Genomic DNA, 24,142 nt, shown 5'->3' on the forward strand with positions numbered 1-24,142 from the left:
GGTCGGGGCCGGGAACCCGGGTTCCATGGCTGTCGATCACACCCGAGCACCGGTTCTGGAAGCCCTGGCCGACTACCGCCGCCGGGGGCGGTTGTCGTTCGCGCCGCCGGGTCACAAGCAGGCCCGGGGTGCCGACCCCGCGGTGCGGGAGGTGCTCGGCGACGCGGTCTTCCTCGGAGACGTGCTGGCGTCGGGCGGCCTGGACGACCGGCTCTCCCGGGGCCGGGTACTGCAGCGTGCCCAGGAACTGATGGCCGATGCCGTGCACGCCGAGCACACCTTCTTCAGCACGTGCGGCAGTTCCCTGTCCGTCAAGGCGGCGATGCTGGCCGTGGCGAGCCCGCACGAGAAGCTGCTCATCGGACGGGACGCCCACAAGTCCGTCGTGTCGGGGCTGATCCTGTCCGGCATCGAGCCCGTCTGGATCGAGCCGCGCTGGGACGCCGAGCGACGGCTCGCGCATCCGCCGTCCGCCGGGGAGTTCGAGCAGGCCTTCGACGCCCAACCCGACGCGAAGGGCGCCCTGATCACCAGCCCCACGCCGTACGGCGCCTGCGCGGACCTGCGGGCGGTGGCCGAGGTGTGCCACCGCCGCTCGGTCCCGCTGATCGTGGACGAGGCCTGGGGCGCCCATCTGCCCTTCCACCCCGATCTGCCGTCCTGGGCGATGGACGCCGGCGCCGACATCTGCGTGACCAGCATCCACAAGATGGGCAGCGGTCTGGAGCAGGGTTCGGTCTTCCATCTTCAGGGTGATCTGGTCACGCCGGCGCTGCTGGGGATGCGCGCCGATCTGCTGGGCACCACGAGTCCGTCGGTGCTGCTGTACGCCGGGCTGGACGGCTGGCGCCGGCAGATGGCCCTGCACGGCAAGGAGCTGATGGGCGCCGCGCTGGATCTCGCCGCGGAGGTCCGGGCGGCCATCGAGAAGATCGACGGGATGCATGTCGACGACCGGGACGACTTCTGCGGCCCGGGACTGGCCGACGACCTGGACCCGCTGCCGGGCGTCATCGACATCGAGGCACTCGGCATCACGGGGTACCGGGCGGCCGACTGGCTGCGGGAGCACAAAAGCATCGACTGCCATCTCACCGACCATCGCCGTATCGGCGCGCAGATCACCCACGCCGACGACCACGAGACGGCCGCGGAACTGCTCGCCGCGCTCAAGGACCTGGCCCGGGCAGCGCCGGAACTGCGCCCGGGGCCGCGGGTGGAGGTGCCGTTGCCGTCCGAGTTGCGGATGGTCCAGGCCCGCCTGCCCCGGGACGCGTTCTTCGGACCGGCCGAGAGCGTGCCGGTGTCCGAAGCTGCCGGGCGGATCGCGGCGGAGATGATCACGCCGTATCCGCCCGGGATCCCGGCCGTCCTCCCCGGTGAGCGGCTGACGGAGCCCGTGCTGCGGTACCTGCGCACCGGTCTGGATGCCGGGATGAACGTCCCCGATGCCAGTGACCCCGCACTGAAGACGATCAGGGTGGTCACGCGGGACTCCGGGTGACCACCGATTGAAGATCAAGTAGCCATAGAGTGAAACGGGTCACGTGACCTGGATTCGGCTACGCACATTCCCCCTAGATGGTTTACGGTTCATTCATACGTGGCCACGGGGTCGACCGCATCCCGTCCCCCGCGCGCCACCGCTAACGGCCCTGGCTGGTCTCCCCCGTCCAGCCAGGGCTTTTTAATGCCCTCGGCGCCGGAGGCATGGCATGCCCGGCCGGTGCTCCGCTGAATTCGTCGGTTCGCCGAGGTGCCCGGGGCTCCGTCAGCCGCTGAAATGGGCACAGGGATAACACCGGAACCCGTCGCCGGCGAGGAGCCCTGTGTCATGACCAAAGCGATCAAACTGCTGACCGCCCTTCCGCCGCCTCAGCGCCGGAGCCTGATGAACCTCGCCCGAGAGGTCTCCTTCCCCGAGGACGCCCGCATTTTCGAGGCGGGAGGGAAAGCCGACCGCTTCTGGGTCATCCGCTCGGGAGCGGTCTCCCTGACCCAGCAGGTGACGTCCCATCAGCGTGTCACCGTCGCCAGCCTCGGCTCGGGGGATCTGCTCGGCTGGTCGTGGCTGTTCCCGCCGTACCAATGGGACTTCGGCGCGGAGGCCTTCAGCCCGGTGCGCGCCTACGAGTTCGACGCGGCCTCGGTGCTGCGGCTGTGCGAGAAGGATCCACAGCTCGGGGTGATCCTGGTCCGCAGCGTGGCCGAGATCCTCGCGCACCGGCTGGAAACGACCCGGGGCAAGCTGATGGAGCAGTACACGATGCACCGGCGGGGCGCCCTCTAGAAGTCGCGCCGGGCGGCGGTCTCAGACGCGGTAGCGGCGCAGCGCCGGCACCGCGAAGGCCAGGCTCAGCATGACGGCCACGACCAGGAGTCCGCCGCCCGCGACCGCCGTACGCGCGCCGAAGACCGAGCCGGCGGTGCCGTGCAGTACGTCGGCGAGGCGGGGGCCGCCCGCGACGACGACGGTGAAGACGCCCTGCATGCGGCCGCGCATCTCGTCGGTGGCGGCGGACAGCAGGATCGCCCCGCGGAAGACCATCGAGACCATGTCCGCCATCCCGGCCGCGGCCAGGAACACCACCGCGAGCCACAGGCTGCCGCTCAGTCCGAAGCCGGCGATGGCCGCGCCCCAGGCGACCACCGCGCCTATGACCATCCAGCCGTGCCGACGGGCCCGGGAGAACGTGCCGGAGAACAGCCCGCCGACCACCGCGCCGATGGGGATCGCCGCGAACAGCAGGCCGAGCGCGAGCCCTTCGCCGTACGGGGCGTAGGTCTGGGACGCCAGCTGCGGAAACAGGGCGCGGGGCATGCCGAAGACCATGGCGATGATGTCCGCGAGGAAGGACAGCAGCAGCACCTTGTGCGCCGCGATGTAGCGGAAGCCCTCCGCGATCTCCCGCAAGCCGGCCCGTCGCGTCCCCGTGGTCGCGAGGGGCGGCAGCGAGGGCAGCCGGTGGACCGCCCATACGGTGACGCACAGCGCGAGGGCGTCGATGAGGTACAGCTCGGGCAGTCCGATGACCGGGATGAGGACGCCGGCCAGCAGCGGTCCGACCACCTGGCCGGTCTGCAGGACGGTCGAGCCGAGGGCGCTCGCGGCGGCCAGTTGCTCTTTGGGGACCAGGCGGGCGATGGAGGCGTTGCGGGCCGGGGCGTTCAGTCCCCAGAACGCCTGCTGCACGGCGAGCAGGACCATCAGCACCGCGACCGAGGCGAGCCCGGCGACGGCCTGGAGCCAGAACAGGACGGAGGTGACCGCGATGCCGCTGTTGGTGATCAGCAGCAGCTTGCGGCGGTCCATGCTGTCGGCGATCGCCCCGCCCCACAGCGCGAACACGATCAGCGGCAGCAGGCCGGCGAGGCTCGCGGCGCCGACCCAGGCCGAGGAGCCGGTGATGTCGTAGATCTGCTTGGGCACGGCGACGGCGGTGAGCTGGCTGCCGACGGCCGTGACGATCGTGGAGGACCATAGTCGGCGATAGGCCGGGATGCGCAGGGGGCGGGTGTCCATGGCCCAACGGCGCCATCCGCGCCGGGTCTGCTTCGCCTCGTCCGCCGCGGCCGGCTGTGGTTCGGTGCCGCTCTCGCTGGTGTCCACGGGCTTCCTGGTTGCTCGTTACATCTTTCGGACCGGGGATCACTATCGCAGCACCGGCCGAGCGTTCGGGATCCGCATCCTCAGGTTCCGGCGATCAGCATGCCCCCGAGGGCGATCATCATCGCGGCGACCAGTCCGTCCAGGACCCGCCAGGCGGCCGGCCTGGCGAGGAAGCGGCTGAGCAGCCGGGCGCCGAAGCCCAGCGCGGCGAACCAGCACAGGCTGGCCAGGACGGCGCCGAGGCCGAACGTCCAGCGCAGCGGGCCGCGGTCGGCGGCGACGGTGCCGAGCAGGAACACGGTGTCGAGGTAGACGTGCGGGTTGAGCCAGGTCATCGCCAGGCAGGTGAGCACGGCTCGCCGACGTGAGCCCTCCGCCTCGCCGTCGGCGCGCAGGGCGCCGGCCGGTCTGATCACCCGGCGGGCGGCGAGAGCGCCGTAGCCGAGCAGGAACGCCCCGCCGATCCAGCCGATCGCGGTCAGCGCCCCCGGCCACGCGACCACCACGGCGCCGACACCGGCGACGCCGAGGGTGATGAGCAGGGCGTCGGACAGCGCGCAGATGCCGACCACGGCGAGGACCGCGTGGCGGCGGATGCCCTGGCGCAGGACGAAGGCGTTCTGGGCGCCGATGGCGACGATGAGCGAGAGGCCGGTGCCGAATCCGGCGGCAGCGGCGGTCAGGGAGGCGGACATGACGTCGACGGTAGGGAAACGATCACAGGTAGTACAGCTAAAGATTCTTACGTAGCATTAGCCGCTGTGACGGTGACGTGATGATGACGGAGCTCCCGCTCGACCAGGTGCGGACGCTGCTCGCGGTGGTGGACGAGGGCACGTTCGACGCGGCGGCCGCCGCCCTGCATGTCACGCCGTCCGCGGTCAGTCAGCGGGTGAAGGCCCTGGAGCAGCGCACGGGACGCGTGTTGCTGGTGCGTACGAAGCCGGTGCGGCCGACCGCATCCGGCGAGGTCGTCGTGCGGTTCGCCCGGCAGCTGGCCCGGCTGGAGCGGGACGCGCGCGTCGAGCTCGGCATGAGCGGCGGAGGGGAGCCGACCCGGGTGTCGATCGCGGTGAACGCGGACTCCCTGTCGACCTGGTTCCTGGAGGCGCTCATGCGCGTTCCCGAGGAACCGCGGCTCTGTTTCGAGCTGCGCCGCGAGGACGAGACCCGCACGGCGGCGCTGCTGCGGGAGGGCCTGGTGATGGCCGCGGTGACCTCGTCGCCGGATCCCGTGGCGGGCTGTTCCGTGCGTGCGCTGGGCCGGATGCGCTACGTCGCGGCGGCGAGCCCGGCGTTCGCCGAGAGGTATCTCGGCGAACCGCCGCGGGACGCGCTCGCGAACGCGCCGGTGGTGGCCTTCGACCGGAGCGACGACCTCCAGGACACCTTCGTGCGCCGGCTTCGCGGGGGCCGGGGCGCGGCGAGTGCTGTACGGCACTTCGTCCCCACCTCGGAGGGCTTCGTCGAGGCCGTGACGGCGGGGCTGGGCTGGGGCCTGGTGCCGGAGGTGCAGGCGGACGGGCTGCTGCGCGAGGGCCGCCTCGTTCCCCTGGCACCGGACCGCACGGTCGACGTCCCGCTGTACTGGCAGCAGTGGAAGCTCGACTCCCCCGCGCTGGCCGCGGTGGCCGAGGCGGTCGTGACGGCGGCCTCCGAGGCCTTGCGCTGACCGTCGACAGCCTCCGGTCGGACTCGAAGCGTCGCGCTATTCGTTGACCGCCTCCAGTCGGGCCTCCGCGCTGTCCAGGAACAGTGACCGCGCCCTGGCCGATTCCCGTCCGGCCCCCGGAACGCGGCAGTTTCACCCAAGCATCGACAGGTGACCCGGAAGCGAGTAAGGCATCCCCGAGGGCACGTACGACTTCGATCGCAGGTGACATTTCATGGACAACTGGCGAGACCACGCCGCGTGCCGCCACGAGGACCCCGATCTCTTCTTCCCGATCGGCACCACCGGACCGGCGCTGGTGCAGACGGAGCGGGCCAAGGCCGTGTGCCGGCGCTGTCCCGTCCGGGAGGAGTGCCTGCAGTGGGCGCTCGACACCGGGCAGACCCTCGGCGTGTGGGGCGGCACGAGCGAGAACGAACGCCGTGCGCTGAAGCGGCGCGCGGGCGCCCGGCGGCGCTCGGGGTGAGGCGAGGGATGAGGCGGGGATGAGGCGAGGGCCCGGCGTCGCGTGACGTCGGGCCGCTTGCCGCACGATGCCGGGCCCGCTTCAGCTGCCGGTGCGGCGCAGTGGGCCCCACGCGTTCTCCTGCCGGTCCACTTCCGCGCGCGCCTCGTCGATCGTCCGGGCGTCGATCCAGCACAGGGGGCGGACGTCCGCGACCAACGGCTCGTTGTCCGGTCCGCGGCCCGTCTCCCGGCCCTTGAGGACCCAGGGGCGGACGTCTGCCCCTTTCTCGTGCGGCAGATGGGAGTAGTCGTACAGGCGGCGGGCCACCCACACCTGCACGGGCCGGCCCTGCCACCACTCCTCGAGGTCGAGCGGGTTGGCGGACAGTCCCGGCATCGGGGCGCCCGTGAGGTCGTCGGTGCTGGACACGTCGGCGAGGTCGGCGCCGGGGCCACGCGACCAGCGGACGTACAGGCCCTGGTGCCGTTCGACCAGGCCGGTCAGTTCGGCGAGTGTGTCCACGACCGGCAGGTCGTCCGATGCGCTCATGTCGCGGCCTCCTCTCCGCCTCCCTCTTCGCCTCGCGCGAGACGGGGTACCCGTACGAGCCGAGCGGAATCGGACGGACCGCTACCGTGCCGGGGCCCCGGGCAGTCGCAGCGTGAAGACGCTCCCTTTGCCGGGCTCGCTCGTCGCTTCGGCCGTACCGCCGTGCGCGGCGATCAGGTGCCGGACGATGGGCAGGCCCAGGCCGCTGCCGCCGGTGCGGCGGCTGCGGGACTTCTCCGCGCGCCAGAAGCGGTCGAAGACGTGCGGCAGGTCCTCGGGCGCGATCCCTGTGCCGGTGTCGGCGACCTCCAGGACGACGTCGTGGCCGTCGTGGCGCGCGGCCAGGGTGACGGTGCCGCCGGCGGGTGTGTGGCGCAGCGCGTTGGAGACCAGGTTGCCCAGCGCCTGCCGCAGCCGGACCGGGTCGGCGTCCAGCCAGGGCTTGCCCTCCACCGCGGTGCGCAGGGCGACTTGGGCCGTGTCGGCGGCAACGCGGTGGGCGGCGGCGACCTGGTCGAGGAGTTCGTCGCAGCGGACGGGCTCAGGGTGCAGGCGGAGGGTGCCGGCGTCGGCGTCGGCGAGGTCGCGCAGGTCGTCGATCACGCGCTGCAGGACCAGGGCCTCGTCGTGCAGCGAGGCGAGCAGGGCGGGATCCGGGTCGACGACTCCGTCGCGGGTGACTTCCAGCCAGCCGCGGATATTGGTGAGCGGGCTGCGCAGTTCGTGGGCGATGTCGCTGACCATCGCCTTGCGCTGGGCCTCCAGGCGTTCGCGGCGCTCGGTCAGTTCGTTGAAGGCCGCGGCCAGGATGCCGGTCTCGTCCCGGGTGGTCACGGGCACGCGCACATGCCGTTCCGGCGGCTGCTGGGCGGCCGCGGTCAGCGCGCGCAGGGGCCGTACCAGCCGGGTCGCGATCACGGCGGTCACGGCGACCGTGACGGCGAGGACCAGCCCGGCGGTGCCGACGACCTTCGCCTTGTTGGCCGGGGACATGTCGAACCGCACGGCGGCGGTGTCCCCGCCGCCCAGGAACAGCTGGGCCACCGGTGCCACATACGGGTCGAGCTGGGCGCGCCGGGCGTCGTCGAGGCAGGCCTGGGCACGCCGGCCGGCGTCGGCGTCCGGCTGCTTCAGGAACTTGCCCATGACGTATCGGGTGCGCAGGCTCTGGTCGGTGACGTCGACCATGACGAACAACGGCGACCGGAAGTCCAGGCCCTGCCGGTCCAGACAGTCGCGGGCCCGCTCCGACAGCGCGTCCAGCGCCTTCTTCTCGGTCGGGGTCGGCGTGTTGAGCAGCCCGTCGGCGCACTCGTCCGGCACATAGCCGCCCGCGAGCGTGCCGTCCTCCTCCTTGAGCACCGGGCGACCGCTGGGCGTCCGCACGACCGTGGTCTCGATGCCGTAGCGGGCGAAACAGACCCGCCGCGCCTCGGCCAGCTTCGTCAGCCCGGTGCGCTCGCCCGCCGTCAGCCGGTACGGCCCCACCACCCGCGGGTCGATGCCGCCGCGCTGCGCCCCGCGCTCGCTGTAGGTGTCGGTGCCCAGCGGGTCGACGGTGGCGGCGGCCCGCGGGGGCAACGAAGTGCCGGGCCGTGCGGAGTCGGCGATCGTCCTGCGGTCGGTGGTGGTCAGGGCGATGCGCCGGCCGGTCTTCGCGGACAGCTGCCGCACCATGGCCTGGACTCCCCGCCAGTCGGGGTGGGTGGCGGCGTAGGCGCTGAGCCGGGCGAGGACGTCCATGTCCTCGGCGAGCACCTGACCCTGCTCCTCGCGCAGGGCGCGGGTGGTGGTCTCCACTGCCAGCCAGGCCGTCGCCGCCACGGAGCACACGGCGATGAGGCCCGAGGCGATCAGCAGCCGGACCAACAGGCGCTTGCGCAGTGGTATGCGGCCGCTCATCCGCCGGCGCCGCTGAGCTTGTAGCCGACACCGAAGACGGTCAGCAGCCGGGCCGGGCGGCGCGGATCGGCCTCTATCTTCCGGCGCAGGTTCATGACGTGGACGTCGACGGCCCGTTCAGTGGAGGCCCGGTCGGTGCCGCGGGTGACCTCCAGCAACTGCCGCCGGGAGAACACCCGTTCCGGTTCGGCGGCCATGGCGAGGAGAATCTCGAACTCGGCCGGCGTGCACTCCACGGGCTCTGAGTCACACCGCACCTCGTGCCGTACGGGATCGACCGTGACACCCCCGGCCCGTACGACGGCATCGTCCCGCCGGTCGGCGACCGCGCGCCCGCTGCGCCGCAGGACCGTGCGGATACGGGCCATCAGCTCGCGCGGGCTGTAGGGCTTGGTCATGTAGTCGTCGGCGCCCAGTTCCAGGCCCAGCAGTACGTCGTCCTCGGCCGTGCGGGCGGTGAGCATCAGGACGGGGATGTCGTCGTCCCGGCGCAACACCCGGCACACCCCGAAGCCGTCGATCACCGGAAGCATCAGGTCCAGTACGACGAGGTCCGGCCGGAGCCGGTGGGCCGCGTCGAGGGCGGCCCGGCCGTCGTGGACCACGGTGGCCGTGTGGCCCTCCGCGAGCAGGGAGCGGCGAATGAGTTCGGCCTGCATCTCGTCGTCCTCGGCGACCAGCACATGTGCGCACACGCGGCGGATCCTAAGCGGTTCGGGGGCATCAGCGCCCTCAAAGCCTGTGTCACATCCCCGGTCGGGCCGGGAATGTGACACAGGCTCTCAACGGGCCAGGGACTCGACGTCGCCCATGACGACGACGGGGTGTCGTTCCGGGTCGAGGGTCAGCAGCAGCTCCTTCATGTGCTCCTCGGCGATGCTGACGCAGCCCTGCGTGGGGCCGCCGTGGTCGACGTGCAGCCAGATGCCGCCGCCGCGCCCCGCACCGAGGGGGCGGGTCCAGTCCAGCGGTGAAGTGCCCGGTTCGCGGTTGTAGTTGATGGCGATGACGTAGTCGAAGGAGCCGGCCAGCGGCTCCCCCTCGAATCCCGTGCCGGGCGCGGTGAATCCGGTGGACCGGTCGTACGGCAGCCGGGTTCCGGGGTCGCGGAGCAGCCCGCCGGCGTCCGTGAGGGTGTGGACGCCGATGGGTGAGCGGAGGTCACCGGCCCGGTGGTGGTCGGTCCAGCCCTTGAGCGCGTTGTGCGCGGGCCAGCTGTCGCCGGCTTGCCAGCCGGCCGCGGTGCGCTCGTACAGGACGACCGTGGACAGCGGCGAGTCCCTGCCCCGGCCGGTCACCAAGACGGCCTGCCGGGAGCGGGAGGGCACCTTCGCCCACGTCTTGGGCCCCAGGCCGGGCAGTTGCCGCGGCACGGCCTGGACGGTGATCTCGGACGAGGGCGTGGGTGCACTGACCGTCGCCGGGGTGGCCTCGGCGCCGTGGTCCGGGGTCGCCGCCTCGCCGCCGCCGCATCCGGTGAGCAGCAGGGTCGCGGCCAGCAGCGCGGCACGGGGGCTGCGTGTGATCATGGATCGACCTTGACCGACAGTTGTGAGGAACTCGTCAGGTTCCAGGGTTTGTTCGGCCGCCTGCCCTGTACATCGCCCCCCAATCAGGTCAAGCCGCGTCGCGTCGCCCGTCGTCCCCGGACCACGGGGGTACGCTCCCGGCACCGCCCTCCCGAGAAAGGCCAGCCCGTGAGCGTTCGCGTTCGTCGCGTCTACGAACCGCCCGAGCCGGACGACGGCGTACGTGTCCTGGTCGACCGCCTGTGGCCACGCGGTCTGTCGAAGGACGCGGCGCGGGTCGACGAGTGGCCCAAGGCCCTCACGCCGTCGACCGAGTTGCGCCGCTGGTACCACGCGGGCGAGGGGTCCTACGAGGAGTTCACTCGCCGCTACGAGGCGGAGCTGGCCGCTCCCGAGGCAGCCGGACTCCTCGACCATGTACGCGAGTTGATGGGCAAGGGTGCCGTGACCCTGTTGACCGCGGCCAAGGACCCCGAAGAGAGTCACGCGGCGGTGCTGGCCCGTCTCCTGCGGACGTGAGGAGACGGGCCGACAGCCGGAGTCAGGCGGTCTGGTGAGCGGCGGCTCGTCCCGCCGCCCGGCCGGAGAAGAGGCAGCCGCCGAGGAAGGTGCCCTCCAGCGCGTTGTAGCCGTGCACGCCTCCGCCGCCGAAACCGGCGACCTCGCCGGCCGCGTACAGGCCGTCGAGGGGCTGCCCGTCGGTGCCGAGGGCGCGGGAGTCGAGGTCGGTCTGGATGCCGCCGAGGGTCTTGCGGGTCAGGGTGTGCAGCTTGACGCCGATCAGGGGCCCGGCCGCCGGGTCGAGGATGCGGTGCGGGGTGGCGACCCGGCCGAGGCGGTCGCCGATGTAGCGGCGGGCGTTGCGGATGCCCTGCACCTGGGCGTCCTTGCTGTAGGCATTGGCGATCTGGAGGTCGCGAGCCTGGATCTGGCGCCGGATCTCGGCCGCGTCGAGGAGCGCCTTGCTCGTCAACCCGTTCATCTTCTCGACGAGTTGCTCCAGGTTCGGGGCGGTCACGAAGTCCGCGCCCTTGCGCAGGAACGCGTCGACCGGTCCCGGCGCGCCCTTGCCGAGGATTCGTTCCTTCAGGAAGCCCGCGCGGTCCTTGGCCGTGATGTCGGGATTCTGCTCGGAGCCCGACAGCGCGAACTCCTTCTCGATGATCTTCTGGGTGAGGATGAACCAGGAGTGGTCGTAGCCGGCGATGTCCTCGGTGGTGCGCAGATACTCGAGGGTGCTGAGGGTGTCGTAGCCGGGCAGGCACGGCTCGGGCAGGCGGCGGCCGAGCGCGTCGAACCACATCGAGGACGGTCCGGGCAGGATGCGGATGCCATGGCCCGGCCAGATCGGGTCCCAGTTCTGCAGGCCCTCGGTGTAGTGCCACATGCGGTCGCGGTTGACCAGGCGGACGCCGGCGCCCGCGCTGATGTCGAGCATCCGGCCGTCGACGTAGGCGGGGACACCGGTGACCATCTCGGCCGGCGGGGTGCCGAGACGCTCCGGCCAGTAGCGGCGGACGATCTCGTGGTTGGCGCCGATGCCTCCGGTGGTGACGACGACGGCCTGGGCGGTGAGGTGGAAGTCGCCGACGCGGTCGCGGTTGGAGGCGACACCGCGCGGTGAGTTGTCCTCGGCCAGGACCGTGCCGCGTATCCCGCGCGCCGCGCCCTCCTCCATGACCAGCTCGTCCACCTGGTGGCGGTGGTAGAAGGTCAGCAGCCCATCGCGGGCGGCCTGCTTGGCGTACGCGACGAACGGCTCCACCACCCCGGTGCCGGTGCCCCAGGCGATGTGGAAGCGGGGCACGGAGTTGCCGTGGCCGTGGGCCGTCAGGTCGCCGCGCTCGGCCCAGCCGACGGTGGGCAGGAACTTGATGCCGTGGCCCTCGAGCCAGGACCGCTTCTCCCCCGCCGCGAACTCGACGTAGGCGCGCGCCCAGCGCACCGCCCAGGAGTCCTCGTCGGCCACACGGTCGAACCGCGCGCCGCCCTGCCAGTCGCTCCAGGCGAGGTCGAAGGAGTCCTTGATGCCGAGGCGCCGCTGTTCCGGCGAGTCGACGAGGAACAGTCCGCCGAAGGACCAGAACGCCTGGCCGCCGAGGTTGGCGGCGTTCTCCTGGTCCACCAGCGCGACCCTGCGGCCCCTGCTGGTCAGTTCGTGCGCGGCGACCAGGCCCGCGAGGCCCGCTCCGACGACGATGACGTCGGCATCCATGGCGACCGTCCTTTTCCTCATACGGTGGTGTCGCTGCCGTCGGTGAGCAGCGCGGTGAGCAGTTGCCCCAGCCAGGCGCGAGCGTGCTCGACGTCCCTGTCCAGCAGCAGTTGGGTGGTGACTCCGTCGTACGCGGCGACCACGGCGTGCGCGGCACCGTCGATGTCGCCGAGCACGGCGGGCAGTTCCGTGTGTCCCCGCGCCCGGGCGAGCCGCTCGGCGATCGCCCGCCGCAGGCGTGCCCGGTGCTCCAGCAGGGTCTGCGCCACGTCCGGTTCGCGGGCGGCGTGCACCAGGAAGTCCGTCTTGACCAGGAGCCAGTCCCGGTCGAGGAGGAGTACCTCGGTGACGCGGTCGACGGCCGCGGGCACATCGAGGTCCGGCCCGTCGAGGGCGAGCGCTCCGGACACCTGGTCCGCGATCAGGTCGGCCCGCTGCCGGTAGAGGGCGAAGAACAGCTCGTCCAGGCTGTCGAAGTTCGAGTAGAAGGCGCCCCTGCTGTAGCCGGCCGCCTCGCAGACCTCTTCGATCGAGACGCGACCGAAGCCCTTGGCGGCGAAGACCGCGAAGGCGGCGTCCAGGAGGTTGGCCCGCGTGCGGACGCGGCGCCTGGTCACGCGCCGTGTCGTCTGCTCCACCGCCATGTCCTGCCTCCGTTCGATACGCGAATGTATCCGATGCATCGATGTATCGAAAGGTCTCGGCCGACGGAAGATCGGCGGAAAACAGAGTGGGAACAAGTTTTCGAATAAGGAGTACGCTGGATTCATGAGCAGGCACCTCCAGGGCTCCCTCTTCGACCAGACCGACCAGTTGAGCCTCGGCCCCCTCGACGGGATCCGCCGGACCGAGCTCGCCCTCGGCGCCTGGATCGACGTACTGCCGGGATGGCTGAGCGGATCGGACGTGCTGTTCGAACAGCTGGCCGCCGAGGTGCCGTGGCGCGCGGAGCGCCGCACGATGTACGACCACGTGGTCGACGTACCTCGGCTGCTGGCGTTCTACGGTGCGGACGACGCACTGCCGCATCCGGTGCTGACACAGGCGCGCGAGGCGCTGTCCGCGCACTACGCGGAGGAGCTCGGCGAGCCCTTCACCACGGCCGGGCTGTGCTACTACCGCGACGGCCGGGACAGCGTGGCCTGGCACGGGGACCGGATCGGTCGGGGCGCCCGGGAGGACACGATGGTCGCCATCCTGTCCGTGGGCACGCCCCGCGACCTGCTGCTGCGTCCGATGCACGGCGGCGGCGCCACGGTCCGACGGCCTCTGGGGCACGGCGACCTGATCGTGATGGGCGGCTCCTGCCAGCGCACCTGGGAGCACTCCATACCGAAGACCGCGCGGGCCACGGGACCGCGGATCAGCATCCAGTTCCGCCCTGACGGCGTGCACTGAGGCGGACGGGCGGCCGCCCCAGCTGCGCGCGAGGGGCTGCCTCCGGCGGACGGTGCCGGAGGCAGCCCCGTTCCTGACGGAACCCTGTCCTCCCCGCACGGCCTCCCCCACACTGGCGCGCATCGGGGGGAGGCCGCGATGAGTGCGGAGTCAGGACAGCCGCCAGCCGTTCGCCGACGCGTCGAACTGGACGTGCTCCGTGCCCTCGTCGTCCTCGGCCTGGTCTTCTTCCACGCCGCCCTGGTCTTCTCCCCGGACGACGACTTCTACGTCAAGAACGCGCGGACGACCGACGCCGTGACCGTCGTCGCCGGCCTCGGTGTGGTCTGGGCGATGCCCCTGCTGTTCCTCGTCGCCGGTCTCGGCGCCCGGTACTCGCTGCGTCGTCGCGGGCCGGGCGGTTTCGCCCGCGAACGGCTGCTGCGCCTCGGCGTCCCGTTGGTCTTCGCGACGCTCGTCCTGTGTCCCCTGCCCCAGTGGCTGCGTCTGCGTGCCGCCGACCCCGGCTACAACGAGTCCTACTGGCGCTTCTGGCCCCGGTTCGTCACCGTCCACCCCGAACCGGGCGACTTCCCCTTCGTCCTCGAAGGGGACCACTTCGAGACCGGCCACCTGTGGTTCGTCGTCCTTCTGCTCGTCTTCAGCCTCCTCCTCGCGCCGGTCGCCGCTCCCCTCGCGTCCGCCGGCGACCGCGCGGGCGGCGCGGTGGGGCGGCGGCCCGCCCTGCTCCTCCTGCCCGCGCTGCCGCTCGCCCTGATCAACGCGCTGCTGGGCATGGAGGAGAGCTTCGCGGGCTGGAACCGCTGGGCCTATCTGCTGTTCTTCCTCTTCGGCCACGCTCTGGCCGGGGACGACCGGATCCGTGCTGCCATGCGCCGACTCGCGCTTCCCGTCGGCGTGCTGGGGGTCGTCCTGTTCTCGGCGACCGCGCCGGGATTCATGTCTCAGGACGATCCGTTCACCGCGAGGACCACCTTCGCACTGTTCACCCGGGCGCTGTTCGGGGCGGCGGGCTGGTGCTGGGTGGTGGCGATCCTCGGGCTGCTGGACCGGCCGCGCGACGGCGGGGCGCGTGAAGGCGAGCCACGCGAGGCCGGGTCAGGTGAGGGCGGGTCGCGTGCGGGCGGGTCGCCCGGAAGTGAGGCGACCGCACGCGTGCTGCCCTATCTCGCGGTCGCCGCGCTGCCGTTGTACGTGCTGCACCAGCCCGTCGTGGTCGCCTTCGCGTACGGAGTCGTGGGCTGGGCCGCTCCCATCGTGGTCAAGTACGTGGTGATCGTGGCCTGTTCCCTCGCCGTGATCCTCGTGGTGTACGAGTACGCCGTGCGCAGGACACGGGTCACCCGCTTCCTGTTCGGCATGCGACCGGACCCGCCGACTCCGCCTCCCTCATGATCTTCTTTGCCGTGTCCGTCGGGCTGGGGACCTCACCACGGGGACGATCATGCGGGCAGATGTGCGGCAAGTCGCCGACGGCACCTATCTGGTGCACGGCAGCAACACCAACTGGGTGATCCTCACGGAGGGGGACGCCGCGACCCTGGTCGACACCGGCTACCCCGGGGACCGGGAGCAGCTTCTCGCCTCCCTCACGGAGGTGGGCGTTCGCCGGAGGCGGTCGCGGCCGTGCTCATCACCCACGCCCACAACGACCACCTGGGCTCCGCCGAGTACCTGCGCGGCGCCTACGGCATGCCGGTGTACCTGCACGAGGAGGAAGTGGCCCACGCCAGACGGGAGTTCCTGCACCAGGTCAGCGTCGGAACGGTTCTGAAGAACGGCTGGCGGCCCGGTGTGCTGCCGTGGGCCGTGCACGCGATCCGTTCGGGCGGCACCGCCCATGTCCCGGTCGCCTCTCCGCAGCCGTTCCCGGCGGCGGGCCCACTCGTCTGCCCGGCCGGCCCGTCCCGGTGCCGACGCCCGGCCACACCGACGGGCACGCCGCCTACCACCTCCCGGGCAGGGGCGTGGTGATCTCCGGCGACGCCCTGGTGAGCGGTCACCCCACCTCGCGGGCGAAGGGGCCGCAGCTGCTGCCCAACATGTTCCACCACGAGCGGTCCCGTGCCGTGGCCTCGCTGGAGATACTCGCCGCCCTGGACGGCGATCTCCTTCTCCCCGGTCACGGGCCCGCGCACCTCGGTCCGGTCCGTGAAGCGGCACTTCAGGCACGGGAGCGCGCGCTTTAAGGTGAGGTGACGATCACCGGCGAAGAAGGACACGCGACCCATGGCACTGCAGATCAGCGCGACCAACCCGGAGCATCCCGCGCTCCTGCTCGAACTGCCGTGGCACCTCCCCCTGGAGGAGTGGCCCGAGGAGTACCTGGTACCGCTGCCGCGCGGTATCTCCCGGCACGTCGTGCGGTACGCCCGCGCCGGCGACGAGGTGATCGCCGTCAAGGAGCTCGCCGAGCGTCCGGCGCTGCGCGAGTACGAGCTGCTGCGCGACCTGGACCGGATCGGCATCCCCGCGGTAGACCCACTGGCGGTGGTCACCGGGCGTACCGACGTCGACGACGCCCCGCTGGAGTCGGTTCTGGTCACCCGGCATCTGGGCGGCTCGATGCCGTACCGGTCGATGTTCGAGACGACGATGAGACCGGCGACCATGCACCGGCTGATGGACGCGCTGGCCGTGCTGCTGGTGCGGCTGCATCTCGCCGGGTTCGCCTGGGGCGACTGCTCGCTGTCCAACACGCTGTTCCGCCGGGACGCGGGCGCGTACGCCGCGTACCTGGTGGACGCGGAAACCGGCGACCTGCACCCGCAGCTCAGCGCCGGGCAGCGCGACTACGACCTCGACCTCGCCCGGGTCAACATCAGCGGCGAGCTGCTCGACCTGGAGGCGTCCGGGGCGCTGCACCCCTCCGTGGACCCGATCGAGTTCGGCATGGAGATCTGCGCGCGCTACGGGGGCCTGTGGCAGGAGTTGACCCGCACATCTGTCTACCCGGCGGGCAAGTACCACTACATAGAGCGCCGGATCCGCCGCCTGAACGAGCTCGGTTTCGACGTGGCCGAGATGCAGATCGAGCACTCCTCCAACGGAGACACGGTCACCTTCGTGCCCAAGGTCGTGGACGCGGGCCACCACCAGCGCCAGCTCCTGCGGCTGACCGGTCTGGACACCGAGGAGAACCAGGCGCGGCGGCTGCTGAACGACCTGGAGAGCTGGATGGCCACCCAGGACGACTACGCCCCGGGCGACCCCCTCGCGGCCCGCCCGGAGGTGCTCGCCCACCGCTGGGTGCGGGACGTCTTCCGGCCCACGGTGCGGGCCGTGCCCATCGAGATGCGCGGCTCGATGGACCCGGCGGAGATCTACCACGAGCTGCTGGAACACCGCTGGTACCTGTCGGAGCGCGCGCAGCACGACATAGGGCTGGACACGGCGGTGGAGGACTACATCAAGAACATCCTCCCCAAGGCACGCGAGACGCTCCAGCCCAGCCCCGCCGCCGACTGACTCAGGCGTGCGGCACCACGGCCACCGGGCAGCCCGCGTGGTGCAGGACGCCATGGGCGACCGAGCCGATGCGGGCGCCGACGGCCGTACGGTGGGCGCGGCGGCCGACGACCATCAGCTGGGCACCCGAGGCCACCGACAGCAGCACCTGCCCGGCGCTGCCCATCTCCACGTGCTCGACGACCGGCACGTCGGGGAAGCGGTCCCGCCACGGCTGCAGCGCCGCCGTCAGCGCCTTCTTCTCGTACGGCTCAAGACCGCCGGCCTCATCGAGCAGCCTGAGCGAGCCGGGGCTGTAGGCGAAGACCGGCGGCAGGGTCCAGGCCCGTACCGCGCGCACCATGGCACCGCGCGCCGCCGCCGTCTCGAACGCGAACCGCAGTGCCCCGGCGCTGTCCTCCGGGTCGCCCTGCTGGCCCACGACGATCTCCCGCCCGGCCGCCTCACCGGAGGGTTCATCACCGGCGCGCACCAGGACGACCGGGCGCGTCGCCTCGACGATCACCTGCTGGCCGACGGAGCCGAGCAGAAAACCGACGACCCGGCCGTGCCCGCGCGAGCCGAGGACCAGCATCTCGGCGTCCGCCGCCGCGGCGACCAGCGCGTCCACGCTGCCGCCCTCCACCACGTCGGTGGACACCTCCAGCTCCGGATGCCGCTCGGTCACGGTCCCCGCGGCCGAGGCCAGCACCTCCCGCGCCCACCCGGCCTGGACGTCCGGGCCGGCCGCCTCGATCGCCTCGTGCGGCTGGAACCGCCAGGCGTGCACCACCCGCAACGCCAGCCCCCGCCGGACCGCCTCCCGGGCCGCCCAGGCCAGCGCGGCCAGGCTCTCCTCGGTTCCGTCGATCCCTGCCGTGATCGGGCGCGTCATGCTGCCGGCCTCCCTGTGTCGCGGTCATGTGACTCGGACTCAGTCTTCCCCAGTCTTCACTACGCTGCCGGCATGGCTTTGGAATGGGAGCAGGTTGTCGTGGACGCGGCCGATCCGGTGACCCTGGGGCGCTGGTGGGCCGAGGCGCTGGGGTGGGTGGTGCTCAACGACTCCGCCGAGGAGTACGAGATCCGGCCCGAGAAGGACCGGATGCCCGGCCTGCTCTTCGTGCCGGTGCCGGAGGGGAAGACCGTCAAGAACCGTCTCCACCTCGACTTCCGGCCCGACGACCAGGCGGCGGAGGTGGCCCGCCTCCTCGCCCTCGGCGCCCGGCACGCGGACGTCGGCCAGGGCGAGCAGCGGTGGGTGACGCTGGCGGATCCCGAGGGCAACGAGTTCTGCGTGCTGGGCGAGCGCCTCGGCTGACGGCGGGCGGGCTCCCATGTACCGGTCGCGGCATGCCTGAGCACAGCGGGACGATCGAACATACGATGGGCGGGAACCGGCGCGGCGGCTCGGTGGCAGTGGCTACGGGGTACGCCGTGTCGTGAGTCCGACCTCGGGGTGGGAGACGTATGGCACAGGCCGCGGACGCGACGCGGACCGTCATCTTGACGGTGGACGACGACCCGGGAGTCTCCCGCGCCGTCGCCCGGGACCTGCGGCGGCGCTACGGCGAGTCGTACCGGATCGTGCGCGCGGAGTCCGGCGAGTCGGCCCTCGAGGCGCTGCGCGAGCTGAAGCTGCGCGGTGATCTCGTGGCCGTGATCCTGGCGGACTACCGGATGCCGCAGATGAACGGCATCGAGTTCCTGGAACAGGCCCTGGACGTGTATCCGGGGGCACGGCGGGTGCTGCTGACCGCGTACGCGGACACCAACGCTGCGATAGACGCGATCAACGTCGTCGACCTCGACCACTACCTCCTCAAACCGTGGGATCCGCCCGAGGAGAAGCTCTACCCGGTCCTGGACGACCTGCTTCAGGCATGGCGGTGCAGCGACTACCGGCCGGTGCCCGCCACCAAGGTGGTCGGACACCGCTGGTCGGCACGTTCGTCGGACGTACGGGAGTTCCTGGCCCGCAACCAGGTCCCGTACCGCTGGTACTCGGCGGACGAACCCGAGGGGCAGCGGCTGCTGGCGGCGGCCGGGCAGGATGCACAGCGGCTGCCGCTGGTCATCACGCCGGACGGCACGCCGCTGGTCGAGCCGGAGGCGCCCGAGCTGGCCGCGCACGTGGGGCTGGCCACGACGCCCGCGGCCGACTTCTACGACCTCGTCGTCATCGGCGGCGGCCCCGCCGGGCTCGGCGCGGCCGTGTACGGGGCCTCCGAGGGGCTGCGGACCGTGCTCGTGGAACGGTCGGCGACCGGCGGGCAGGCCGGGCAGAGCTCCCGCATCGAGAACTACCTCGGGTTCCCCGACGGCGTGTCGGGGGCCCAGCTCACCGACCGGGCCCGGCGCCAGGCGACGAAGTTCGGCGCCGAGATCCTCACCGCGCGCGAGGTGTCGGGACTGGAGATCAACGGGGCCGCGCGGGTCGTAAGGTTCTCGGACGGTTCGGCCATCGCCGCGCACAGCGTGATCCTGGCGACCGGCGTGTCGTACCGGCAGCTCGACGCGCCGGGGACGACCGACCTGACCGGCTGCGGGGTCTTCTACGGCTCGGCGCTGACCGAGGCGGCCTCCTGCCAGGGCCACGACGTGTACATCGTGGGCGGCGCCAACTCCGCCGGGCAGGCGGCGATGTACCTGGCCAGGGGCGCCAAGTCGGTGACGCTGCTGGTGCGCGGGCCGTCCCTGTCGGCGTCGATGTCGCACTACCTGATCCAGCAGATCGATCAGACGCCGAACATCTCGGTGCGCTGCGGCACGCTCGTCGACGCCGTACACGGCTTTGACCGTCTGGAACAGCTGACGCTGCGCGACGTGGAGAGCGGGAAGAGCGAACTCGTCGACGCACAGTGGATGTTCGTGTTCATCGGCGCGGCCCCGCTCACCGACTGGCTGGACGGCACGGTGCTGCGCGACGAGCGCGGTTTCATCCTGGCCGGGCCCGACCTGACCCCCGACGGGCGGCCGCCGGCGGACTGGGAGCTGGACCGGCCGCCGTACCACCTGGAGACCAACATTCCGGGCGTGTTCGTCGCGGGCGACGCGCGCGCCGAGTCCGCGAAGCGGGTCGCGTCCGCCGTCGGAGAGGGAGCCATGGCCGTGATGCTCGTCCACCGGTATCTGGAGCAGTCGTGAGCGGGCGGCTCATGCCCTGCAGCCCGCAGGAGATCGGGTCGCTGTTCCTGTTCGAGAAGCTGTCCCCCGAGCAGCTGGGGCGGCTGTGCGGCGAGGGGCGGGTGGAGAAGTTCGAGCCCGGTCCCGTCTACACCGAGGGTGAGCCCGCCACCTGCTTCTACGTCATGATCGAGGGCACGGTCGTGCTGTCGCGCCGGGTCGGCGGCGACGACGTGGAGGTCAGCCGGACTTCCCAGCGCGGGGTGTACTCGGGGTCCATGCAGGCGTATCTGGGGGACCGGGTGCCCCAGGTGTACAACAACTCGATGCGCGTCACGGAACCGACGCGCTTCTTCGTGCTGCCCGCGGACACCTTCGCCGGCTTCATGCAGGAGTGGTTCCCGATGGCGGTGCATCTGCTGGAGGGGCTGTTCTTCGGTACGAAGAGCACGCAGCGGGCCATCGGGCAGCGGGAACGGCTGCTGGCGCTGGGCTCGTTGTCGGCCGGTCTCACGCACGAGCTCAACAACCCAGCGGCGGCTGCCGTGCGAGCCACCGCCAGCTTGCGCGAACGCGTGGGCAAGATGCGGCACAAGCTGCGGGTGATCTCCACGAGCTCGTTCTCGCCGGAGACCCTGGCGAACCTCATCGACATCCAGGAACGCACCGCCGAACGCGCCGCCAAGGCACCCGTGTTGAGCCCCCTGGAAGCCTCGGACCGCGAGGACGCGCTCACCGACTGGCTCGACGACCATGACATTCCCGAGGGCTGGCGGATCGCCCCCACCTTCGTACAGGCCGGGCTCGACATCGACTGGCTGGACCACGTCGCCGCCGCCGTGGACGAGGATCTCCTGCCGAGCGCGATCGGGTGGCTCAACTACACGGTCGAGACGGAACTGTTGATGGACGAGATCGATGATTCCACCACCCGGATCTCCCATCTGGTCGACGCCGCCAAGCAGTACTCGCAGCTCGACCGCGCGCCCTACCAGGTCGCCGACGTCCATGAACTCCTCGACAGCACCCTGCTGATGCTCTCGGGCAAGATCGGTCAGCGGATCAAGGTCGTCAAGGAGTACGACCGTACGGTCCCGAAGATCCCGGCGTACCCGGCGGAGCTCAACCAGGTGTGGACCAACCTGATCGACAACGCGGTGCATGCCATCAACGGCGCAGGCGGTGAAGGGACGTTGACCGTGCGGACGGCCCTGGACCACGACCGGCTGCTGGTGGAGTTCCGGGACACCGGTCCCGGCGTCCCGAAGGAGATCCGCGGCCGCATCTTCGACCCGTTCTTCACCACCAAGCCGGTGGGCGAGGGCACGGGTCTGGGCCTGGACATCTCCTGGCGGATCGTCGTCAACAAGCATCACGGCACCCTGCAGGTCGAGTCCGAACCGGGCGACACGCGGTTCCAGGTCCTCCTTCCGCTCACGGCCGCGGAGTCCGACATATCTTCCGAGGAGTCCGTATGACCGGCATCAGGGGAATCGATCCGGGTGTTCCGCCGAGCGGGGACGGCTGTGTGGGGTGCGACGCGGCCGGCGGGTGGTGGTTCCATCTGCGGCGGTGCGCGCAGTGCGGGCACGTCGGCTGTTGTGACAGTTCTCCTGCGAAGCATGCGACGGGGCATTACCGGGACACCGGGCATCCCTTCGTACAGAGTTACGAGCCCGGCGAGAACTGGTTCTGGAACTACGAGACGGATGAGCTGTACGAGTCGGGGCCGGACATGGCGCCGCCGGTGAGCCATCCGGCGGAGCAGCCGGCGCCGGGGCCTGCGGGGCGGGTGCCGGCTGATTGGGCTCGGGTGTTGCGGTCCTGAGGACCCAAGAGCTCGGGACTTTCCGGGCGCTGTCAGTGTCCCCTGCCAGGATGGATTCCGTGCCGCCGATCTCGAACACCACTCCGCTCATCGGCCGGGAGGACGAACTCGCCCGCCTCGCCGGTGTGCTGGAGCGTGCCCGCAGGGGTGAGGCGCGGGCCGTGCTGGTCGCCGGGGACGCCGGTGTCGGCAAGACGCGGATGCTGGACGAGGTCGCCGGGCGGGCCTCCGAGGCCGGGATGACGGTGCTCACCGGGCACTGCGTCGATCTCGGTGACGTCGGGCTGCCGTATCTGCCGTTCACGGAAGTCCTGGGCGTGCTCTCCTCCGACGGGCGGTTCGCGCACGCCCTCGCCGCGCATCCGGTGGTGGACCGGCTGCTGGGCGGCGGCACGGACGCCGTGCGAGACTCGGGCGGGCGGCTGCGGCTGTTCGAGGGCATGGCCGGGCTGCTGGCCGACCTCGCGGACGTCGCTCCCCTGCTGCTCGTCCTGGAGGACCTGCACTGGGCCGACCAGTCGTCCCGGGACCTGCTGCGGTTCCTGCTCAGCCGCGGCGTCCTCCAACGGCCGGCGGGCGGTGCGCCCACGCACCGGCTGGCGGTGCTCGCCTCCTACCGCGCGGACGACCTGCACCGCCGGCACCCCTTGCGTCCGCTGCTGGCCGAGCTGGTGCGGCTGCCGGCCGTGGAGCGGCTGGAGCTGCGGCCCATGGCCGACGCCGAGGTCGCCCGGCTGGTGCGGGCTCTGCCAACCCTGGGAGACCGTCCGCTGCCGGACACCACCGTCCGGCGGATCGTCGAGCGCGCCGAGGGCAACGCCTTCTACGCGGAGGAGTTGGTCGCGGCCACGGAGACGGACGCCGGGGGCGTGCCCAGCGGCCTCGCGGACGTCCTGCTCATCCGCTTCGAGCAGCTGTCCGACACCGCCCAGCAGGTGCTGCGTACGGCCGCGGTCGCCGGGCGCCGCGTCGAGCACGACCTGCTGCGGGACGCCGTAGGGCTCCCGGAGGACGAGTTGGAGTCGGCGCTGCGCGAGGCCGTGGGACGGCAGCTCCTCGTCCCCGGCGACGGGGACACCTACGCCTTCCGGCACGCCCTGGCCCGCGAGGCGGTGTACGCCGACCTGCTGCCCGGTGAACGGGCCCGGCTGCACGGCGCGTTGGCCCGCCTGCTCGCCGGGCGGGGCCGTCGGCCCGGGAGCGCGGCGGAGCGGGCCCACCACTCCCGGGAGAGCCATGACCTGCCCGAGGCGCTCGCCGCCTCGCTGGAGGCCGCGGACCACGCCCAGCGCGTCGGCGCGCCCGCCGAGGAGCTGCGGCATCTCGAAGCTGTACTGGACCTGTGGTCGGCGGTCGAGCCGTCCGCCCGGCCCGCGGGAGAGGGCGTCGACCGGGTGACGCTCACGCTGCGCGCCTCGGCGGCCGCCGCGCACGCCGGACAGGCGCACCGGGCGGTCTCCCTCACCCGTGCCGCTCTCGCGGGCGTCGGCCAGGACGCGGACTCCGAACTCGCCGCCCGGGTGCGGTACACACTCGCCGGGAACCTGCTGAGCGTCGACAGCCTGACGGCCGCGTTCGCCTACAGCAGCGAGGCGCTCGCCATGATCCCCGCCCAACCCCCGTCGCGCACCTGGGTGTGGGCGGCGGCCACGCACGTCCTGGCGGCACGTCAGGTCGGGGAGAGCGAGACCGCGCTCAAAGTCGCCCGGCAGGCCCTGAGCGTCGCCGAAGAGCTGGACGTCACCGACGCACGGGCGGATCTGCTGATCTCGCTGGCCACCCTCGAAGGGGACGGCCGCCGTACCGCGGAGGGGCAGGAGCGGCTGCGGGAGGCCCGGGAGCTCGCGCGGCGTTCGGGTAACGCGCCCGTGGAGCTGCGCGCGCTGTTCAACCTCGCCATCGGCTGCTTCGAGTCCGGTGACCTGGACGCGTGCCTGCCGTGGCTGACCGAGGGGCTGGACCGTGCCCGCCGTGCGGGGCTGCTGTCCTCGCCGTATCCGCTGGAGATGCGCTACCTCCGGCTGCTGGTGCTGTACACGCTGGGTCGCTGGGACGAGTGCGTGCGTGCGGCGGCCTCGGATGCCGAGGTGCTGCCCGCGGCCGGGGCGTACACGGCCGGCCCCGCGTTGTACGTGGCGCTCGCACGGGGCGACCTCGATGCCGCGGACCGTGCTCAGGCGTTGCTGGAGGGGCCGTTCGACTGGATGGGCACGCTCGTCGCGGGCATCGTGCTCACCGACGCGGCGGCACTGCGGGGCGATTCGGAGGAGGCCGTACGGCGGATGCGGTCCACGGTCGCGGCACTCACCGACGACGCGGGCACGCCTGCGGACGTCACGGTCCGGCTGGCCGCCCTCGCGCTCCGCGCGGTCGCCGACACGGCCGCCGGGCTGCGCCTCACCGGCGACGAGGCCGGGG

22 protein-coding genes and 1 pseudogene are annotated in these 24,142 nt (G+C 71.9%); 14 read left to right on the top strand and 9 right to left on the bottom strand.

What is annotated here, in order from left to right; all coding sequences use genetic code 11:
• Positions 1 to 25 precede the first annotated feature (25 nt).
• Together CLM62_RS38185 and CLM62_RS38190 are read left to right on the top strand one after the other, a co-directional pair.
• The gene (locus CLM62_RS38185; protein ID WP_095754479.1) at positions 26 to 1,504 is read left to right on the top strand and encodes an aminotransferase class I/II-fold pyridoxal phosphate-dependent enzyme; all 1,479 of its coding nucleotides are present in this window, start codon (positions 26 to 28) and stop codon (positions 1,502 to 1,504) included.
• A 330-nt stretch (positions 1,505 to 1,834) separates the two neighbouring features.
• Positions 1,835 to 2,290, top strand: coding sequence for a cyclic nucleotide-binding domain-containing protein (locus CLM62_RS38190; RefSeq protein ID WP_095754480.1), 456 nt, complete (start codon positions 1,835 to 1,837; stop codon positions 2,288 to 2,290).
• Positions 2,291 to 2,311: 21 nt separating this feature from the next.
• Here the strand turns inward: CLM62_RS38190 and CLM62_RS38195 are convergent, their stop codons facing one another.
• Together CLM62_RS38195 and CLM62_RS38200 are read right to left on the bottom strand one after the other, a co-directional pair.
• A complete protein-coding gene (locus CLM62_RS38195; RefSeq protein WP_095754481.1) occupies positions 2,312 to 3,610 on the bottom strand; it encodes an MFS transporter in 1,299 nt (432 codons plus the stop codon).
• An 80-nt stretch (positions 3,611 to 3,690) separates the two neighbouring features.
• Positions 3,691 to 4,305, bottom strand: a complete 615-nt coding sequence (locus tag CLM62_RS38200; protein ID WP_095754482.1) for a LysE/ArgO family amino acid transporter — start codon at positions 4,303 to 4,305, stop codon at positions 3,691 to 3,693.
• 80 nt (positions 4,306 to 4,385) lie between these two features.
• Here CLM62_RS38200 and CLM62_RS38205 point away from each other — a divergent pair, with 80 nt between their 5' ends.
• Together CLM62_RS38205 and CLM62_RS38210 are read left to right on the top strand one after the other, a co-directional pair.
• Positions 4,386 to 5,282, top strand: coding sequence for a LysR family transcriptional regulator ArgP (locus tag CLM62_RS38205; protein WP_095754483.1), 897 nt, complete (start codon positions 4,386 to 4,388; stop codon positions 5,280 to 5,282).
• Between the two features lie 214 nt (positions 5,283 to 5,496).
• Positions 5,497 to 5,748 (top strand): WhiB family transcriptional regulator, encoded by a 252-nt coding sequence (locus CLM62_RS38210; RefSeq protein WP_095754484.1) that lies wholly within the window; start codon positions 5,497 to 5,499, stop codon positions 5,746 to 5,748.
• An 81-nt stretch (positions 5,749 to 5,829) separates the two neighbouring features.
• On the opposite strand, the gene CLM62_RS38215 is transcribed toward CLM62_RS38210, so the two are convergent.
• The 4 genes from CLM62_RS38215 to CLM62_RS38230 all read right to left on the bottom strand — a co-directional run bounded on the left by CLM62_RS38215 (position 5,830) and on the right by CLM62_RS38230 (position 9,710).
• Positions 5,830 to 6,279 (bottom strand): DUF6098 family protein, encoded by a 450-nt coding sequence (locus CLM62_RS38215; RefSeq protein ID WP_095754485.1) that lies wholly within the window; start codon positions 6,277 to 6,279, stop codon positions 5,830 to 5,832.
• Positions 6,280 to 6,360: 81 nt separating this feature from the next.
• A complete protein-coding gene (locus tag CLM62_RS38220; protein WP_095754486.1) occupies positions 6,361 to 8,181 on the bottom strand; it encodes a cell wall metabolism sensor histidine kinase WalK in 1,821 nt (606 codons plus the stop codon).
• A complete protein-coding gene (locus tag CLM62_RS38225) occupies positions 8,178 to 8,876 on the bottom strand; it encodes a response regulator transcription factor (RefSeq protein ID WP_095754487.1) in 699 nt (232 codons plus the stop codon). Before CLM62_RS38225 ends, CLM62_RS38220 begins: the two co-directional genes overlap by 4 nt.
• A gap of 87 nt (positions 8,877 to 8,963) precedes the next feature.
• Positions 8,964 to 9,710 (bottom strand): hypothetical protein, encoded by a 747-nt coding sequence (locus CLM62_RS38230; RefSeq protein WP_095754488.1) that lies wholly within the window; start codon positions 9,708 to 9,710, stop codon positions 8,964 to 8,966.
• Between the two features lie 168 nt (positions 9,711 to 9,878).
• Between CLM62_RS38230 and CLM62_RS38235 the strand changes: the two genes are divergently transcribed.
• Positions 9,879 to 10,229 carry a DUF488 domain-containing protein gene (locus CLM62_RS38235; RefSeq protein ID WP_095754489.1) on the top strand — a complete coding sequence of 117 codons (351 nt, stop codon included), beginning with the start codon at positions 9,879 to 9,881 and terminating at the stop codon, positions 10,227 to 10,229.
• Positions 10,230 to 10,251: 22 nt separating this feature from the next.
• Here CLM62_RS38235 and CLM62_RS38240 read toward each other — a convergent pair whose 3' ends face one another.
• Together CLM62_RS38240 and CLM62_RS38245 are read right to left on the bottom strand one after the other, a co-directional pair.
• Positions 10,252 to 11,925 (bottom strand): FAD-binding dehydrogenase, encoded by a 1,674-nt coding sequence (locus CLM62_RS38240; RefSeq protein WP_095754490.1) that lies wholly within the window; start codon positions 11,923 to 11,925, stop codon positions 10,252 to 10,254.
• 17 nt (positions 11,926 to 11,942) lie between these two features.
• A complete protein-coding gene (locus CLM62_RS38245) occupies positions 11,943 to 12,569 on the bottom strand; it encodes a TetR/AcrR family transcriptional regulator (RefSeq protein ID WP_095754491.1) in 627 nt (208 codons plus the stop codon).
• A gap of 124 nt (positions 12,570 to 12,693) precedes the next feature.
• Between CLM62_RS38245 and CLM62_RS38250 the strand changes: the two genes are divergently transcribed.
• The 4 genes and pseudogenes from CLM62_RS38250 to CLM62_RS38265 all read left to right on the top strand — a co-directional run bounded on the left by CLM62_RS38250 (position 12,694) and on the right by CLM62_RS38265 (position 16,791).
• Complete coding sequence (locus CLM62_RS38250) at positions 12,694 to 13,323, top strand: alpha-ketoglutarate-dependent dioxygenase AlkB (RefSeq protein WP_095754492.1); 630 nt, start codon at positions 12,694 to 12,696, stop codon at positions 13,321 to 13,323.
• A 138-nt stretch (positions 13,324 to 13,461) separates the two neighbouring features.
• Complete coding sequence (locus CLM62_RS38255) at positions 13,462 to 14,718, top strand: acyltransferase (RefSeq protein WP_095754493.1); 1,257 nt, start codon at positions 13,462 to 13,464, stop codon at positions 14,716 to 14,718.
• 49 nt (positions 14,719 to 14,767) lie between these two features.
• Positions 14,768 to 15,512: pseudogene (locus tag CLM62_RS38260) on the top strand (MBL fold metallo-hydrolase).
• Positions 15,513 to 15,552: 40 nt separating this feature from the next.
• Positions 15,553 to 16,791: a DUF4032 domain-containing protein gene (locus CLM62_RS38265; RefSeq protein ID WP_095754494.1), complete on the top strand. Its 1,239-nt coding sequence runs from the start codon at positions 15,553 to 15,555 to the stop codon at positions 16,789 to 16,791.
• A gap of 1 nt (position 16,792) precedes the next feature.
• Here CLM62_RS38265 and CLM62_RS38270 read toward each other — a convergent pair whose 3' ends face one another.
• Positions 16,793 to 17,665, bottom strand: a complete 873-nt coding sequence (locus CLM62_RS38270; RefSeq protein ID WP_095754495.1) for a universal stress protein — start codon at positions 17,663 to 17,665, stop codon at positions 16,793 to 16,795.
• A 72-nt stretch (positions 17,666 to 17,737) separates the two neighbouring features.
• Between CLM62_RS38270 and CLM62_RS38275 the strand changes: the two genes are divergently transcribed.
• The 5 genes from CLM62_RS38275 to CLM62_RS38295 form a co-directional block, all read left to right on the top strand.
• Positions 17,738 to 18,091, top strand: a complete 354-nt coding sequence (locus CLM62_RS38275; RefSeq protein ID WP_095754496.1) for a VOC family protein — start codon at positions 17,738 to 17,740, stop codon at positions 18,089 to 18,091.
• 149 nt (positions 18,092 to 18,240) lie between these two features.
• On the top strand, positions 18,241 to 19,917 hold the full coding sequence (locus tag CLM62_RS38280; protein WP_095754497.1) for an FAD-dependent oxidoreductase: 1,677 nt from the start codon (positions 18,241 to 18,243) through the stop codon (positions 19,915 to 19,917).
• Entirely contained in the window at positions 19,914 to 21,374 is a 1,461-nt protein-coding gene (locus CLM62_RS38285) for an ATP-binding protein (RefSeq protein ID WP_095754498.1), read from the top strand. The genes CLM62_RS38280 and CLM62_RS38285 overlap by 4 nt, the downstream gene beginning before the upstream one ends.
• Positions 21,371 to 21,724, top strand: a complete 354-nt coding sequence (locus tag CLM62_RS38290) for a UBP-type zinc finger domain-containing protein (protein WP_095754499.1) — start codon at positions 21,371 to 21,373, stop codon at positions 21,722 to 21,724. Before CLM62_RS38285 ends, CLM62_RS38290 begins: the two co-directional genes overlap by 4 nt.
• 59 nt (positions 21,725 to 21,783) lie before the next feature.
• Positions 21,784 to 24,142, top strand: a 2,359-nt coding sequence (locus tag CLM62_RS38295) for an AAA family ATPase (RefSeq protein ID WP_373559226.1), incomplete at its 3' end; no start/stop codon positions are given.

Source organism: Streptomyces sp. SA15 (assembly GCF_002291145.1).
Classification (GTDB): domain Bacteria; phylum Actinomycetota; class Actinomycetes; order Streptomycetales; family Streptomycetaceae; genus Streptomyces.

Coding starts and splice junctions, on each gene's coding strand:
- CLM62_RS38270 (WP_095754495.1), bottom strand. CDS start 17,665: ATGACGCGCCCGATCACGGCAGGGATCGACGGAACCGAGGAGAGCCTG.
- CLM62_RS38250 (WP_095754492.1), top strand. CDS start 12,694: ATGAGCAGGCACCTCCAGGGCTCCCTCTTCGACCAGACCGACCAGTTG.
- CLM62_RS38245 (WP_095754491.1), bottom strand. CDS start 12,569: ATGGCGGTGGAGCAGACGACACGGCGCGTGACCAGGCGCCGCGTCCGC.
- CLM62_RS38230 (WP_095754488.1), bottom strand. CDS start 9,710: ATGATCACACGCAGCCCCCGTGCCGCGCTGCTGGCCGCGACCCTGCTG.
- CLM62_RS38205 (WP_095754483.1), top strand. CDS start 4,386: ATGATGACGGAGCTCCCGCTCGACCAGGTGCGGACGCTGCTCGCGGTG.
- CLM62_RS38210 (WP_095754484.1), top strand. CDS start 5,497: ATGGACAACTGGCGAGACCACGCCGCGTGCCGCCACGAGGACCCCGAT.
- CLM62_RS38290 (WP_095754499.1), top strand. CDS start 21,371: ATGACCGGCATCAGGGGAATCGATCCGGGTGTTCCGCCGAGCGGGGAC.
- CLM62_RS38220 (WP_095754486.1), bottom strand. CDS start 8,181: ATGAGCGGCCGCATACCACTGCGCAAGCGCCTGTTGGTCCGGCTGCTG.
- CLM62_RS38190 (WP_095754480.1), top strand. CDS start 1,835: ATGACCAAAGCGATCAAACTGCTGACCGCCCTTCCGCCGCCTCAGCGC.
- CLM62_RS38265 (WP_095754494.1), top strand. CDS start 15,553: ATGGCACTGCAGATCAGCGCGACCAACCCGGAGCATCCCGCGCTCCTG.
- CLM62_RS38240 (WP_095754490.1), bottom strand. CDS start 11,925: ATGGATGCCGACGTCATCGTCGTCGGAGCGGGCCTCGCGGGCCTGGTC.
- CLM62_RS38200 (WP_095754482.1), bottom strand. CDS start 4,305: ATGTCCGCCTCCCTGACCGCCGCTGCCGCCGGATTCGGCACCGGCCTC.
- CLM62_RS38275 (WP_095754496.1), top strand. CDS start 17,738: ATGGCTTTGGAATGGGAGCAGGTTGTCGTGGACGCGGCCGATCCGGTG.
- CLM62_RS38255 (WP_095754493.1), top strand. CDS start 13,462: ATGAGTGCGGAGTCAGGACAGCCGCCAGCCGTTCGCCGACGCGTCGAA.
- CLM62_RS38280 (WP_095754497.1), top strand. CDS start 18,241: ATGGCACAGGCCGCGGACGCGACGCGGACCGTCATCTTGACGGTGGAC.
- CLM62_RS38185 (WP_095754479.1), top strand. CDS start 26: ATGGCTGTCGATCACACCCGAGCACCGGTTCTGGAAGCCCTGGCCGAC.
- CLM62_RS38215 (WP_095754485.1), bottom strand. CDS start 6,279: ATGAGCGCATCGGACGACCTGCCGGTCGTGGACACACTCGCCGAACTG.